Origin of the sequence: Microbulbifer weihaiensis, assembly GCF_048323715.1 — a bacterium.
Taxonomy (GTDB): Bacteria; Pseudomonadota; Gammaproteobacteria; order Pseudomonadales; family Cellvibrionaceae; genus Microbulbifer.
The window spans coordinates 163,671-176,600 of sequence record NZ_JBLWFL010000006.1; the positions used below are offsets into that span (position 1 = coordinate 163,671).

At 58.4% G+C, this 12,930-nt stretch carries 16 protein-coding genes; 9 read left to right on the top strand and 7 right to left on the bottom strand.

The genetic code is table 11. From position 1 onward, the window contains the following. The first annotated feature begins 136 nt into the window (after positions 1–136). Complete coding sequence (locus ACNKU7_RS08890) at positions 137–691, top strand: cytochrome b (RefSeq protein WP_418296617.1); 555 nt, start codon at positions 137–139, stop codon at positions 689–691. 9 nt (positions 692–700) lie between these two features. On the opposite strand, the gene ACNKU7_RS08895 is transcribed toward ACNKU7_RS08890, so the two are convergent. The 5 genes from ACNKU7_RS08895 to ACNKU7_RS08915 form a co-directional block, all read right to left on the bottom strand. Then, positions 701–1,315, bottom strand: coding sequence for an ABC-type transport auxiliary lipoprotein family protein (locus tag ACNKU7_RS08895; RefSeq protein ID WP_418296618.1), 615 nt, complete (start codon positions 1,313–1,315; stop codon positions 701–703). Between the two features lie 20 nt (positions 1,316–1,335). Further along, positions 1,336–2,289 carry an MlaD family protein gene (locus ACNKU7_RS08900; protein ID WP_418296619.1) on the bottom strand — a complete coding sequence of 318 codons (954 nt, stop codon included), beginning with the start codon at positions 2,287–2,289 and terminating at the stop codon, positions 1,336–1,338. A 103-nt stretch (positions 2,290–2,392) separates the two neighbouring features. Beyond that, positions 2,393–2,881, bottom strand: a complete 489-nt coding sequence (locus tag ACNKU7_RS08905) for a DUF4234 domain-containing protein (protein ID WP_418296620.1) — start codon at positions 2,879–2,881, stop codon at positions 2,393–2,395. Between the two features lie 151 nt (positions 2,882–3,032). After that, the gene (locus ACNKU7_RS08910) at positions 3,033–3,476 is read right to left on the bottom strand and encodes an OsmC family protein (protein WP_418296621.1); all 444 of its coding nucleotides are present in this window, start codon (positions 3,474–3,476) and stop codon (positions 3,033–3,035) included. Between the two features lie 104 nt (positions 3,477–3,580). Next, positions 3,581–4,045 carry a GNAT family N-acetyltransferase gene (locus ACNKU7_RS08915; RefSeq protein WP_418296622.1) on the bottom strand — a complete coding sequence of 155 codons (465 nt, stop codon included), beginning with the start codon at positions 4,043–4,045 and terminating at the stop codon, positions 3,581–3,583. Between ACNKU7_RS08915 and ACNKU7_RS08920 the strand changes: the two genes are divergently transcribed. Beyond that, positions 4,039–4,617 (top strand): tRNA-uridine aminocarboxypropyltransferase, encoded by a 579-nt coding sequence (locus ACNKU7_RS08920; RefSeq protein ID WP_418296623.1) that lies wholly within the window; start codon positions 4,039–4,041, stop codon positions 4,615–4,617. The two genes, ACNKU7_RS08915 and ACNKU7_RS08920, sit on opposite strands and share 7 nt — an antisense overlap. A gap of 98 nt (positions 4,618–4,715) precedes the next feature. On the opposite strand, the gene ACNKU7_RS08925 is transcribed toward ACNKU7_RS08920, so the two are convergent. Continuing rightward, on the bottom strand, positions 4,716–5,144 hold the full coding sequence (locus tag ACNKU7_RS08925) for a hypothetical protein (RefSeq protein WP_418296624.1): 429 nt from the start codon (positions 5,142–5,144) through the stop codon (positions 4,716–4,718). Positions 5,145–5,450: 306 nt separating this feature from the next. Between ACNKU7_RS08925 and ACNKU7_RS08930 the strand changes: the two genes are divergently transcribed. The 6 genes from ACNKU7_RS08930 to ACNKU7_RS08955 all read left to right on the top strand — a co-directional run bounded on the left by ACNKU7_RS08930 (position 5,451) and on the right by ACNKU7_RS08955 (position 10,866). Then, positions 5,451–5,909 carry a GNAT family N-acetyltransferase gene (locus tag ACNKU7_RS08930; protein ID WP_418296625.1) on the top strand — a complete coding sequence of 153 codons (459 nt, stop codon included), beginning with the start codon at positions 5,451–5,453 and terminating at the stop codon, positions 5,907–5,909. 103 nt (positions 5,910–6,012) lie between these two features. Beyond that, the gene (locus ACNKU7_RS08935) at positions 6,013–6,384 is read left to right on the top strand and encodes a hypothetical protein (RefSeq protein WP_418296626.1); all 372 of its coding nucleotides are present in this window, start codon (positions 6,013–6,015) and stop codon (positions 6,382–6,384) included. 12 nt (positions 6,385–6,396) lie between these two features. Next, a complete protein-coding gene (locus tag ACNKU7_RS08940; protein ID WP_418296627.1) occupies positions 6,397–6,663 on the top strand; it encodes a hypothetical protein in 267 nt (88 codons plus the stop codon). Between the two features lie 33 nt (positions 6,664–6,696). After that, positions 6,697–7,386, top strand: a complete 690-nt coding sequence (locus ACNKU7_RS08945; protein ID WP_418296628.1) for an ABC transporter ATP-binding protein — start codon at positions 6,697–6,699, stop codon at positions 7,384–7,386. After that, a complete protein-coding gene (locus ACNKU7_RS08950) occupies positions 7,362–9,788 on the top strand; it encodes an ABC transporter permease (protein ID WP_418296629.1) in 2,427 nt (808 codons plus the stop codon). Before ACNKU7_RS08945 ends, ACNKU7_RS08950 begins: the two co-directional genes overlap by 25 nt. After that, on the top strand, positions 9,781–10,866 hold the full coding sequence (locus ACNKU7_RS08955) for a lipocalin-like domain-containing protein (protein ID WP_418296630.1): 1,086 nt from the start codon (positions 9,781–9,783) through the stop codon (positions 10,864–10,866). Before ACNKU7_RS08950 ends, ACNKU7_RS08955 begins: the two co-directional genes overlap by 8 nt. Positions 10,867–10,912: 46 nt before the next feature. Here ACNKU7_RS08955 and ACNKU7_RS08960 read toward each other — a convergent pair whose 3' ends face one another. After that, positions 10,913–11,350, bottom strand: coding sequence for a bacteriohemerythrin (locus ACNKU7_RS08960; protein WP_418296631.1), 438 nt, complete (start codon positions 11,348–11,350; stop codon positions 10,913–10,915). Between the two features lie 657 nt (positions 11,351–12,007). Here ACNKU7_RS08960 and speB point away from each other — a divergent pair. Further along, positions 12,008–12,925, top strand: a complete 918-nt coding sequence (speB, locus tag ACNKU7_RS08965; RefSeq protein WP_418296632.1) for an agmatinase — start codon at positions 12,008–12,010, stop codon at positions 12,923–12,925. Positions 12,926–12,930 lie beyond the last annotated feature (5 nt).

Genomic DNA, 12,930 nt, shown 5'->3' on the forward strand with positions numbered 1-12,930 from the left:
ATTGGCCGCACTGTTCTCGTGCAATTCGTAATACGCTCTTGGCGCGATTCTTTGTCCATCTCCCTGATATTTCCCTCTCCCTCCATCAGCGAATAAAATCATTGTCAACAACGATTTATTAGTGTGGCTAACGAGAATGCTGATAAACACCAGGCAGTGCTACGGTACCGTGGCCATTGCGCTCCACTGGCTGATGGCGATGTTGCTCATTGGTCTTATCGCGCTGGGGTTGTATATGACCAGTCTGCCCGATGTGGGTTTTGACAAGGAAAAACTCGGGCTGATTGTCCTGCACAAAGAGTGCGGCATTTTGGCCTTGGCGCTGGCCATGGTTCGGCTGGCGTGGCGTGTTGGCAACGTATTACCGGAGCTGGTGGGGGATTTGCCGGACTGGCAGAAGGTCGCGGCGCGTTTTGTACACCTGTGCTTTTACGGTCTGATGTTTGCCTTGCCGATCAGCGGATGGCTGATGTCTTCTGCGGCGAGTATTCCGGTGTTTTTCTTTGGGGTGAGGCTGCCAGATCTCATCGCCCACAATGACTATCAGTTCCAGATGCTGGTCGACGTACACGAGTGGCTGGGCTATGTACTGATCGGCTTGATTGTGTTGCACGCCGGGGCGGCGTTGAAACACCACTTCATTTCACGGGACAGCACCCTGAAAAATATGTGGCCCCGCGCAACCCGCTAGAACCACTATCTATTTCACGTGTTCGATTACAAATCCGGCGATTTGCTGGAGGGCTAGCGCCGTAGCTCCGTTTGCTGCGACCACACCTGCGTACGGGTTCTTCTCCAGCATCGGCTCGTGCAGGTATATGCCCCTGCTCGCAATTACCCGGTTGGAACCTCCGTCGATTAACTGCACGCGTAGGGAAAGATGGAGTGTGGCCGGATCGGAAGTGAAGTCCTGCGTGAGCTCGAGGATTTCGGTGCGCAGGGCATAGCGGTATGGGCCGAAGTAGGGTGGGCTGACCACCGTATCGAAAGAGTGTGTGTTTTCCAGTGTCTGCGCCAGAAGCGGAAGCAGCATCTGCGCCGGGGTCGCACCCCATTCGTGCAGGCTGAAATAGTCGACCTGGTGGGGCCGGGTGCGGTAGGCGATACGCGTTGTGTCGTAAACCGGATTTATGCTCGGTGGCAGTACCAGCAGCGTAGCTGCGCGGGGTTCTCGCCGGGGGCCTTCGGGTGGCAGCTGGTCGATCACGGCCACCCGCATTTCGGTTTCCAGCGGCGAAAACAAAGAGCAGCCTGAAATCAGCACCACGACAAATGCCGCCACCAGTACTCTGGCTCGCAAGATGTAAGCGCGCATCCGCGTATAACGTCCCGCAATCATTCTGTTTCGCCCGGGCCAAGCGGCGGCGGGGCACTGCCGCGCAGGAGGACCGCCGGGTTGCGATCGATCTTGTCCGTCAACCGGTTCATGGAGTGGCTGAGTCGGTTGAGGGTGCTCATGGTTCGGTAGGCCTCAGGCAGCACCTGGAGTTGCAGTGCGTTGACGGAGTCCCTGCTTGAATCCAGCAATGGCCCCAGCCGAACGCTCGCCTGTTCGGTGTTGGCGATAATCGAGTTCAGCCTGTCTTGGTTGCCCGCGAGCATGTGGCTGACCTGCTGCAATGCATCGACGGTGTCGCTGCTCGAATCCAGCAAGGGCCCGAGCCTGCCGCTCGCCTGTTCTGTATTCGCAATAATCGCACTGAGTCTCTGCTGATTGTCGGCCAGCATATGGGTGACTTCCTGCAAATTGCCTACGGCGAGCTTGAAGGAAGCGATGGTGTCTTCATCCAGCATGGTACGCAGCAGTTCGGTCAGCGATTGTACGTTCTCGTTCACCTGGCTTATGGCGGTATCGAGATTCACTGAGCGGGACGCCGTGCTGGGTATCTGGGGATAGCGGGTTCCTGCAGCGGCTGTCAGCGGAGCCTGATCCGTGCCGACATTATCCAGCAGGATATACACATAGCCGGTGAACCCACGGGTGGCGAGGCCGCGTGCGGTGATGGTCGCAACGGTGGCTTTGGTAACAGGGGCATTGTTTTCGACTTCCAGCAGGATGCGCACGGAGCTGGGGCCGGTGAGTGCCACCTCCGTTACCCTGCCTACATCGACGCCGTGGAATTCTACCGGAGCGCCGGCGATTAACCCGGACACCGAATCTTCGGTGAGAATCTGGTATGTCGTAAACCGACCAGACGTGTTGTAGAACCAGATCGTGCCGGCCAGGATCGCTATCAGCACAGTCAACGCAAATGCCAATCTTGCCCGGTTCGCAATGCTGATATTCACCGAGCGCTCCTCCGATGGTGAGAATGGCCCGAAATATTACCACAGGAAGTCTAGCTCAAGTCGCCACTGGTTAATCGGATATGGCGAATGGTAATTCGCTTGCTTATTTGTCCACCGTGGGGCGGTTGTGGTCAATATGCTCGTTGATTTTGTATTGCAAATAGATGGCGTCAAACAGGAACGTTAAAACTGAACTTAAGTTTGACGGGGAGCTAGTACTCTCAGTCATCAAGTCTTGCAGGCGGTTTTTAACTTTGAAGAGGCTCGTGAGCAAAGTCACCAGGTAGGCAATATTTGTCGCGGCTATCGCCCATTCCATTTGGGGGAAGGCATATTCCAATACGTAACTGGATGCCAGGAATATAACCATCAATAGGAGCCATATTGGCGCGATGGGGTTACTTTGAATTCTGTTGAGGGTACGGGCGTTAATAATGATCCAGTACACCGTATAGATTCTCAGGGTCACAATGGAAAGCAGGAATACCCACCACGCACTGAAGCGTCGAAAATTATCGGATATGAGGTCATCAGAGGTTGTGGCAGCGACATTCAGATCTGCGGTTGGCGCACTATACGGGTTGATTTCCATGTTTTTTCCTTTGCTCTGGCAATTTATTGTGTAGTGCTGACCTTTTAAATGCGCGGGCATGCGTTGCTATGTGTGGCTGCTGTCGAAGAATATACATCCGCGAAGCTTCGCCACTCGACAGAACATAACGGAAAGTCAGTATGTGGCCGTTCTAGGGATGCGGTTTAATCGTGACCTCTGCTATCAGAGTAACCTCGGCCTTGAGCGAGTTGGTCACCAGACAGCTTTCCTCAGATTTTTCTAACAGCTTGTGCGCCTTCTCTGCATCCGTTCCCTCGGGGACTTCCAGTTTCGCGCTTACTTCAAACGCCGTGAAGCAGGTCTTGCGCCCATCCTTGTCCAGCGTGCCGGTCGCGCTGCATTCCAGCGCTGTCCAATCGAGGCCGTTGAACTTGGCAATGGCGCGGAACGTCAGGATAAAACAGTCCGCCACCGCGGCGACCAGGAGATCTTCCGGCGACCAGTGATCACCGGGGCCGCCAAACTGGGCCGGGGGTGCGGAGAGCAGGGAGTCGACACCTTCCGTGGTCAGGGTAATGTTGCTTTCGGCCGACGCACTTGCAGTGACCTTGTAATGATGGGGAAAGGCTTGCATGGGGCCTCCAAAGTATTTGCCTTTGATCGCGGCAGGGGTGGAGCATGGGCGATGGCGGTCGGGCCATCATCAGCAGCCACAACGGTAACTCTAATCGGTAATGGCTAGCCGGCAGCCTGATAACGCATCAGCACAATATCGCGCCCCTGCTTCTGGTAGGTATGGAAGCGATCGATAATGGCTGAAGGCAGGCCGGCTTCAGCTACTTCTGTATAGCCCAGAGACTCGTAAAATGGTACCAGGTGCCGGTAGGGGAAGGTGAAGGTACTGTCGTCATAGGCTTCCGCCATGCGCGCCAGTAACAGCCGCGCCACACCGCGCCCACGGTAGCCCTCAGCGACGGCCACTCCGGCCAGCAACTGGCTGTCTGTCAGTTTGCGCAGCGAGCCACAGGCGATAATCTGGTTCTGCCCGTCGCGAATTACCATACAGGGATCATGCCGCCGCGCTTTGCCGCGGAATTTGTGGCTGCGGTAGAATTTGTTGGCTAGCGGCATTTCCGCGTCAGTGAGCCACTGGGCAGTAAAAGTATCAGTCGAATTATCCGGATCCATATCTCTCAATGCCACGCGAAACCTGCCCAACCTGCCAACGCCCGCTCAAGGTCTGCTATTGCAGCGCGCTGGTTCACATCCCCAGTCGAATCAAGGTGCTGATCATACAGCACCCCCTGGAGCAGAAGCACCCGTTCAACACCGGGCGCATGGCGCATTTGTGCCTGGATAACAGTGAATTGATTGTGGCAGAGCACTTTTCCGACGCGGAGCTGACGCTGTTGCTGAAGCCCAGGTCGGCCCTGCTGTATCCGTCGCTGAGCTGGCTGCCGGAAGCGGAGCCCGTCGAGCCCGGTACCCCACAGGCTGAGATGCTGGAGCAGCTAGTGGTGATTGATGCGACCTGGCGCAAGTCCAAGAAGATGCTGCATCTGCATCCTGTGTTGCAGCAGTTGCCTCGGGTCAGCTTCGAGGGCGAATTGAGTTCCAACTACCAGATTCGGCATTCCTCGCTCGAGAACAGTCTGTCTACGATCGAAAGTATTGTGATGGCGATGCGGAAACTGGAGCCGGAAGGGAAGATTGATGAAATCCTGAGACCTTTCGAAGCGATGGTTGCTCAGCAGGGGACCTTCAGTCGTTCATAACGGGGTAACTGCGTTTCCGCTGCATCGGCCTGAGGAACGTCATCGTAATTGAACGCCGGCGCCGCTGGAATTCGCGGCGCCGGTACTATTTGCGGTTCTCAGAAGCGCAGGCGAACGCCCAGGGCGCCATCGACTTCAAAGCCTTCTTTGCGCTCGTTATCACTGAAGGCAAAGTTGGGCACGGCCTGGATGTAGGCCTGCACGCTCGGTGCAATTCGGAAGGTCAGGCCTATCGGCAGGCGTACGCCGGCTCGGTCATCGTAGTCGTCACGACCGCCATCATCATAGAAGCCACCCGCGTCGATATACGCAAACAGGGTGCCGCGATCATTGCGGAAGTTCTGCAGTCGCATATCCACCGCAACTGCGTCGCTGTTCAGGAAGATTGAGGTTCCGCGAAATTGTGCGGTCACACCGGCGCCCAGATCGTAGGCAACACCGATTCCGAACCCATTGTTGCTGCTTGCCAGTGATGGTGCGCTGATAACGGCCGCCAGAAGGGGGAGGGCAAAACGGAGCAATTTCATAGATACCTCGTATGTGGGTGGCAATAAGGCCGCGAGTATAGAGAAGCTGCGGCGTTATTTGTTGCGCCATATCACAGTCCAAGGCTCCTCTGGCCATGGCGTTCCCGTTCGGCAGGCTGTTTTTTGCTCGGCATGACAGAGTCATAAATAATGGCTCCGGTTGTTCATATTTGATACTTTCCCGGCCTTGGTGAAAATCAGACTGAAAAGTTCAGCTGATTGGAAAACATAGTAAGCAGTACCGATGGCGTCCTGCGCGCAAATAGTGTTTGCAACACAGATACTGAAAGTGGGTAGTCGAGTTTTATGGACGTGGTGAATCTGTCCGAGATGCCAGGCATGATCGATCTCTTGTCGCGTTGGCATTACGAAGAGTGGAGCGACCTTTACCCGGATGAATCCCGGGAAGACTTCAAGGCAGAACTGGCGAATTGCCTCGGTTCGGATTCAGTTCCCGCAACGTTTATCGCTGTCGAAAATCAGGCGCTGCTGGGCTCCATCAGTGTTTTACCCAGGGATATGGATATTGAAGAACCCTGGGGCCCGTGGCTGGCGAATTTTTATGTAAAGCCTGAGTGCCGCAGTATGGGCGTGGGCCGGAAGCTTATCGAGAAACTGCTGGCTTACTGTGCATCCAACGGGATTCCACAGCTCTACCTCTTTACCCCTAGGACACGCGAATATTACGAACGCCTGGGCTGGGAAACCATTCGAACCACCGAGTACCACGGACAAACCGTGGATATTATGCTGCGCAGGCTTTAGGCCTGGTTCGCTGGGCCAGAGATTGCACAGCAAGGTGTTGAGAGGCAACCCTTGTGCGTTGCCGCGGTGACCGATGAATGCTTTTTGCATGAACAGGATTTACATGTATAAAAGCAGTTTTACCGCTTTCTTCCTGAATTTTCTGGCTGCGCCGATTGCATTTTCAGGCGATGCAGTCCTGCACACGAAGGTCTCTGCATTGCAGTCTGGCCAGGGTCTTGCGGGTATAGTCTGGAGCTCCTGTCGCCCGGATTCCTCTTGTTCCGGGACCACCTTTGCGTTCAGGGCACAGCTCTGCCTGTTTCCGGCAGACCGCACGGGCTTCTTTTACGCAATCAATGCGGATAATGAGCAGGCGGATTACGAACTGTTTAACCTGCTTTTCATCGAGCACTTGAAGCTGGGCTCTCCCGACAAGGCGGCGACCACGCAGCAGTCAGTGAGTCTTGCGGGCTACACCGGGTTGTACGTCTAGGCGCCGAATGGCATGACGCAGTTCTCCTGGCTGGATTACATGTTCGGCAGTGTTTGGCTCGGTGCGGAGCAGGTGCGGCGTCCGCGTGCGAGCAGGGTGGAATTGCTGGGGTGTTTTGCCCCCGTTGGTTTTGCGCCTGCTATTGTTCAGTCACGATGTTTTGTCGGTCAGGTTCAGGTTCTGGCTCTGATTGGTCGTGCTCAAAAACTTGCAGGTCGAGCTTGCATGGGCGTTCAGGGAGCGGGGAATGCGGTAAGCCCGCTGGCAAAAAATTTGTGAGGCAGCAGCGTATCAGGCAAGAAAGGGCCCTCGATGAATGATTCCCTGCTAGTAGAGGCACGTGACCTCGAGCGGTCTTACCACAATGGCCGCGAACAGATCCGTGTATTGCATGGTGCATCGCTTGAGCTGCGGCGTGGTGAGGCCGTGGCAGTGATCGGGCCCTCGGGATCCGGCAAAAGTACGCTGCTGAACCTGCTCAATGGCCTGTTGCCACCAGAAAGTGGCGAGCTGCGACTGTTCGGGCGCGCGCATACGGAGCTGACAGAAAGCGACTGGGCAGAAATGCGCCGCACCCGCATCGCCACACTGTTTCAGGATGGCAACCTGATCCCCACACTCACCGTCTCACGCAATATCGCTTTTCGCGCCGGGCTCGCCGGCGTGCACCGACACGACGGCGACGCGCTGCTGGAGCGTCTTGGCATTGCGGAAACGGCACAGCGTTATCCCGATCAACTTTCCGGTGGCCAGCGACAGCGGGCGGCACTGGCCTGCGCTTTCGCCATGCAGCCGGAACTGATTCTCGCCGACGAACCCACCGGCAGCCTTGACTACGCCACGGCCCAGCGCGTGGCTCCGCTGTTCTTCGATGCGATCCGCGAGCGCAGCCTGGGTGCGCTGATCGTCACCCATAACCCGGAGCTGGCCCAGCGCTGCGACCGGATCCTCGAATTGCGTGACGGAGCACTGAGCCCATGGGTCTCGGCGCAGTTTTCCTGAGTCATTACCGCCGTCATCCCGGTCAATTGGCGGGGCTGCTGCTGATTCTGGTGTGTGCTGCCATGTTGTGGAGCGGGGTGCGTTCGCTGACCGGTTCTGCAGAAGACGCGGTTGCCCGTTCGCGCGCCGCGCTTGAGCCGCTGGTGCGTGCCGTGCGCGTGGATGGGCGCCCGCTGGCGGTGGAAGATTTCGTGCAATTGCGCCGCGCCGGGCTTTGCGCCTCGCCACAGCTGGAAGTGCGCCTGGACGCCGGTGATGCTCCCTTGGTGGTGGGTATCGATCCGTTCAGTGCCGGATGCCTGCAGCAATATCGTCCGCCGCAAGACGGGGCTGGCGAGCCTGCAGGCATTGCGGAAAAACTGCTCTCGGCACTCAGCGATCCGGTACTGTTCGGACGCGCAGCGGATCTGGCGCGCTGGCGGCAACTGTCGCTGCCGGAAGCCGCGGGAATTGAACTAGAACAGTTGGACGGGCTGCCGCGCGGGCAGTTGCTGACAGATATATCCGTGGCCGCGGAGCTCGCCTCAAGAGGGAATGGCACGCTGGCGATTCTGTTGCCGGCAGCGGAGATTGACCGGTTGCCGCTCCCGCTGGGCTACCGCACCGAGGTCGAAGACTATGGCGTGCAACCGGATCCCCTGGTGAATGCCTTCCTGTTGAGTCTCGATGCACTGGGCGCGCTCGCGTTGCTGGTGACGGCATTGCTGGTGCGCAGTGTGTACCGCTTTGCGCTGGAGCAGCGGCGTCACAGCCTCGACATTCTGGTGCGGCTGGGTGTGCCGCCGGCGCAACTGCGCTGGGCGCTGATCGCGGAAGTCTTGCTGGTGGCGCTGGTGGGCGGCAGCCTCGGTGTGTGGCTGGGTGGGGTGCTGGCCTCGGCGATGGCGGATGGTTTTGCCGGCACACTATCCGGCCTGTTCAATGTGGACACCCTCGCGCAAGGTGCACCGACCGCGGAAACCTGGCTCGGTATGGTGCTGATTCTGGCGCTGCTGGTGGGGTGGGCCTGCCTGGATCTGTTCGCGATCCGGCACAACCAGCGCCACGGCAGCGCGAATTTCCGCAATAGCGCGGGCCGCGCGGCGGCAACCAGGTGGCGCTGGATTGGTGCGCTTGCGCTGGTCTCAGTATCTCTGGTTGCGCTGCTGTCGACCACTACACTCTGGCTGATATTCGCGTCCACCACGGGCTGCCTGATCGGCATCGGCATGTTGTTGCCGGAAGTGCTGGCGGGCCTGCTCGCGCAGCTCGAGCGCCGTTGTCAGAAACCTCTCCTGGAATGGTCGTGTTCGGAAATGCGCGCGCTGTGCCGGCTGTTGGGCCTGCCACTCACTGCACTGGCTTTTGCCATTGCCACGGCTATCGGCGTTCAGGCCATGGTCACCGGCTTCGAATCCACCTTCGCGCGCTGGCTCGACCAGCGGCTGCAGGGCGATCTGTACCTGGATCCCGGGCGTCCCATTGTCACTGAAGCCTGGAGCGCGCAATTGCAGGCGTTGCCGGGAATCACCGCGGTGCTGCCGATGGTGCGCGGCCGCGCGCTGTTGGAAGTCGGGTCACCAGATACTGCGAAGCCGTCAGAATTGCCAGTGGATGTGATGGCGATAGATCCGGCCTCGCCGCTGTTGCAGGGCTGGCCTTTCCTCGCTGCGGTGCCCGATCTCTGGGCTGAGCTGCCAGTGCGCGGTGTGCTGATCAACGAACAGCTGGCACGCCGGCAGTCGCTGGCATTGGGCGATCGCGTGCGCATCCGCCTCGGCGAAATGCCAGTTTCCCGCGAAGTCATCGGAATCTACGCCGACTACGGGCGGCCCGACGGCGAGCTGATGGTGCCGTTGACCATGGTGAGCGATGCACTGCCGGACCGTTATACCGCGTTTGTACTGGGTGCGCCCGATGTCGACAGACTGCCGTGGCGGGACTGGCCAGAACAGTATCCGTGGCTGGCTGGAAGCCGCATGCGCGACCAGGCCGGGCTGAAAGAGGCGGCCAACGGCGCATTCACCCGCACCTTTCAAATGACCCGCCTGCTCAATACGTTGACCCTGACGCTGGCCGGTACGGCGCTGGCGCTGATGGGGCTAGTGATTTTTCGCTTGCGGCAGGGGAGTTATACGCTGCTGCATGTCTACGGCGTGCCGCGATCGGGGCTGCGCCGCCGGCTGGTCGCGCACAGCATGCTGGTGACCGGCTTGCTCGCGCTGCTGGCGACACCGCTGGGTATTTTCCTCGGCTGGGTGCTGGTGGCGAAGGTCAATCCCGCCGCCTTCGGCTGGGCATTACCGCTGCATTTCTATCCCGGGTTCTGGCTGCAGGTGTGGCTGCTGTGCCTGTTGATTGGTGCGGTGGTCGGTGTGCTGGTGGGTAACCCCGTGCGGCTGGAGACCCTGAAAAATGAATAATTCAACCTTCAACGGGCTGTGGCGCGCAGTGTTCGCCATCGTAGTGCTTCTGGTCGCATGTACGAAAGATGCCGTTGATGAATCGTCAATGGGCGCCCTGCGGGAACCGCCGGCGGGGTTCAAGCAGGCCGCGCTGGGGATGCCTGTGCGTCTGCCGGAGGATTTGGGGGCTCACCCGCAATACCGGCTGGAATGGTGGTATCTCACGGCCAACCTGCGCACCGAGGACGGTGAGGATTTCGGTGTGCAGTGGACCCTGTTTCGCAACGGCCTGCGCCCAGGGCCTTATGCCGAAAAGACGCCCGGCTGGCAGCGCAACGAAGTCTGGCTGGCCCATGCCGCGCTGAGCCGCCCGGATGACCACCACTTCGCCGATCGCGCCGCCCGTGGCGGTACCGGGCAGGCGGGGGCAACCGCGCAACCGTTCAGCGCCTGGATCGATGACTGGCGGCTCGACAGTCGAGGGCCTGATCAGTGGGATCTGGCAGTGGGTACTGAAGACTTCACTTATCAGCTGCGGTTGCAGGTCCAGTTACCGGCGGTGCTGAACGGGGAGGGGGGCTTCAGTGCCAAGTCCGCCGGTGGGGGCGGCTCCATGTATTTCAGTTACCCGAAGCTCGCCATAGACGGCGAAATCGAAGTTGGCGGCGACAACTTCCGGGTCACAGGGCAGGGTTGGTTCGACCGCGAGTGGAGCAGCCAGTACCTGAATCCGGACCAGCAGGGTTGGGACTGGATGGCGCTGCACCTGGAAGACGGTCGACACCTGATGGCATTCCGCGTGCGCGGTGCGGAAGATTTTTATTCGGCCACGCTGGTCGCCGCGGACGGCGGTGCGCACACATTGGCGGCGAAACAATTCACCCTGAAGCCAGTAGAGTATCGCGACAGCCGATTCGGTAAGGTGCCGGTTGTTTGGCAGCTGCAAATTCCCCTGGCGAATATGGATCTTTCCATCCGCTCCTGGCCGGGTGATTACTGGAACCCGGGAACCTTGCGCTATTGGGAGGGCCCTGTCACTGTGACCGGCACTCAGGCAGGCGAGGGCTATCTGGAGATGACCGGTTACCTTCCCTGATGGCGGACTGGCCCTCGAACACTGTATAAACTCGAGGGCTTCGGGATCAGAAGAATTTCGCAACCATGCGAGAGAGTAGTGAACCCGATGGTGTCTTGATGTTCACCGACTTTACGTAATCACCATCTTCGTTCTTTATGTGATTCGCCAGCCAGATCTGCAGTTCGCCCGACAGGGTTTTCGCGATATTTTGCCCGGCCTTGTGTGCATCGAAATATTTTTGAATACGCTTTACGAAACTGGCATGTACGGCTTTGTGTGCATCCAGGAGCGGGTATTTGTTTTGCTCCAGCAGGCTCTCTTCAAATGCGAAGTGAGATGCTGTGTAGTTGATCAATCCCATCAAAACTTGCGTTACTTTATCGCGATCATTGGCCTGTGCTGCCTCGTCGAGTTTATTGATGTAATCCACAATGCCTCTGTGTTGCTCATCAATAATGCTGATGCCGGTATTTAGCGATGTGTCCCATAACATCTTAGCCATGCTTACCTTCTTCTTTTTCTGTGTTTAATTCTCTACGGCCTTTATTTTCAGATCCTTTTCGTTTGATTATTCCGTTGTGAGAGCAATAACGGACCGCAACTACCGTGTGCTACCTTACCGGTGTTCGAGTAGTTGGCGTTGATGTAGATCAAGCACCTTACAGTTTTCGGCCAAGCGCCAAAGCGTAGCCCGGCGAAGCCGGATAAATCCGACCCTCCATTCTTACGTTCCTGTGGCCTCGCCCAAAGCCGGCACCCTGGGCATGGCTTGCCGACGGTGCGTCTCAGTGGTGCAGGGTGCAGGAAAAAGGAGTCCCTGGTCCGGCAGCCGTTGCGCGAGCCCAGACCCTTACAGACCCTTAATAGAATGTGGTGCCGGGCGGTGCCCCAGGTACTTTCCGGTCGGCGATAATTTTTCGCGTGAGTCAGGTTGGGGTACTTGAAAGTTGGCAACCTTCAGGCATACTCCGCCTGCGGTTCGACCGCCGTCGCAAACATCACGACGTTAAACCTGAAGTCCGTTCTGGGCGCTGGGAATCCCAAAACGAGAGTGTCGCCATGGCATCCTCGTACCCGGCCTCCGCTCGAGGTGTTCTGGCGAATAGTCCCGTTTTTTCCGCGCTGTTATGTAAAGCCGGAGTGGACACAGGAACCTCTCATGTCTGATACCCGTTTTTTATCTGAATTCTCCAATACCTACGCGAACATCTTCTCGTTCTGCGGCCTGCCCCTGTCTCGTGATCTGGATGGCGCGGATGCCGTAGTGATGGGCGTGCCTTTTGACCTTGCCACGACCGGTCGTTCCGGCTCCCGCTTCGGGCCGTCTGGGGTGCGCCAGGCTTCCGCCCAATTGCGTTGGGAAAACAAACGCTGGCCCTGGCGGTTTGCGCTGGGTGACCGGCTGCGGGCCATTGATTACGGCGACATTGTGTTCCGCGATGGTGACAGTGCCGCGATGGCGGCACTGGTCGAGCAGCACGCGGACCACATTGTATCCGCCGGCAAGACCTTGCTGACCCTGGGCGGCGACCACTTCATTACGCTGCCGCTTCTGCGTGCCCATGCGCGCAAACACGGTCCGGTGGCGCTCTTGCATTTTGATGCCCATACCGATACCGAGGCCACCGACTATGTTTACAACCACGGTGCCATGTTCCACCACGCGGTGCGTGAAGAGCTGATCGAAACCGGGCGCAGTATCCAGGTGGGTATACGTACCGAGTACACGGTGGAGACCCACCCGTTTGAGGTACTGGACGCGGCCTGGATGAACAGCCATTCGCTGGAGGAATCCCTGCAGCGCATCCGCGCGCGCGTGGGTGACGCACCGGTATACCTGAGCTTCGATATTGACTGCCTGGATCCGGCCTTTGCGCCGGGTACCGGCACGCCGGTGATTGGAGGACTGACCTCCGACCGCGCATTGCAGATCATTCGTGGGCTTGGCGACCTGAACATCATCGGGATGGATGTCATGGAGGTGGCACCGTGCTACGACCATGCGGAGATCACGAGCCTCGCTGGCGCCACACTGGCCCTGGAAATGCTCTACCTGCTGGCGGCCCGCAGCCGATAGCTGGT

What these genes read in the sequence shown, in the direction of transcription:
- ACNKU7_RS08955 (WP_418296630.1), top strand. Translation starts at nt 9,781, where the DNA reads ATGAATAATTCAACCTTCAACGGGCTGTGGCGCGCAGTGTTCGCCATC.
- ACNKU7_RS08960 (WP_418296631.1), bottom strand. Translation starts at nt 11,350, where the DNA reads ATGGCTAAGATGTTATGGGACACATCGCTAAATACCGGCATCAGCATT.
- ACNKU7_RS08940 (WP_418296627.1), top strand. Translation starts at nt 6,397, where the DNA reads ATGACGCAGTTCTCCTGGCTGGATTACATGTTCGGCAGTGTTTGGCTC.
- ACNKU7_RS08895 (WP_418296618.1), bottom strand. Translation starts at nt 1,315, where the DNA reads ATGCGCGCTTACATCTTGCGAGCCAGAGTACTGGTGGCGGCATTTGTC.
- ACNKU7_RS08935 (WP_418296626.1), top strand. Translation starts at nt 6,013, where the DNA reads ATGTATAAAAGCAGTTTTACCGCTTTCTTCCTGAATTTTCTGGCTGCG.
- ACNKU7_RS08920 (WP_418296623.1), top strand. Translation starts at nt 4,039, where the DNA reads ATGCCACGCGAAACCTGCCCAACCTGCCAACGCCCGCTCAAGGTCTGC.
- speB (WP_418296632.1), top strand. Translation starts at nt 12,008, where the DNA reads ATGTCTGATACCCGTTTTTTATCTGAATTCTCCAATACCTACGCGAAC.
- ACNKU7_RS08890 (WP_418296617.1), top strand. Translation starts at nt 137, where the DNA reads ATGCTGATAAACACCAGGCAGTGCTACGGTACCGTGGCCATTGCGCTC.
- ACNKU7_RS08945 (WP_418296628.1), top strand. Translation starts at nt 6,697, where the DNA reads ATGAATGATTCCCTGCTAGTAGAGGCACGTGACCTCGAGCGGTCTTAC.
- ACNKU7_RS08905 (WP_418296620.1), bottom strand. Translation starts at nt 2,881, where the DNA reads ATGGAAATCAACCCGTATAGTGCGCCAACCGCAGATCTGAATGTCGCT.
- ACNKU7_RS08950 (WP_418296629.1), top strand. Translation starts at nt 7,362, where the DNA reads ATGGGTCTCGGCGCAGTTTTCCTGAGTCATTACCGCCGTCATCCCGGT.
- ACNKU7_RS08910 (WP_418296621.1), bottom strand. Translation starts at nt 3,476, where the DNA reads ATGCAAGCCTTTCCCCATCATTACAAGGTCACTGCAAGTGCGTCGGCC.
- ACNKU7_RS08930 (WP_418296625.1), top strand. Translation starts at nt 5,451, where the DNA reads ATGGACGTGGTGAATCTGTCCGAGATGCCAGGCATGATCGATCTCTTG.
- ACNKU7_RS08925 (WP_418296624.1), bottom strand. Translation starts at nt 5,144, where the DNA reads ATGAAATTGCTCCGTTTTGCCCTCCCCCTTCTGGCGGCCGTTATCAGC.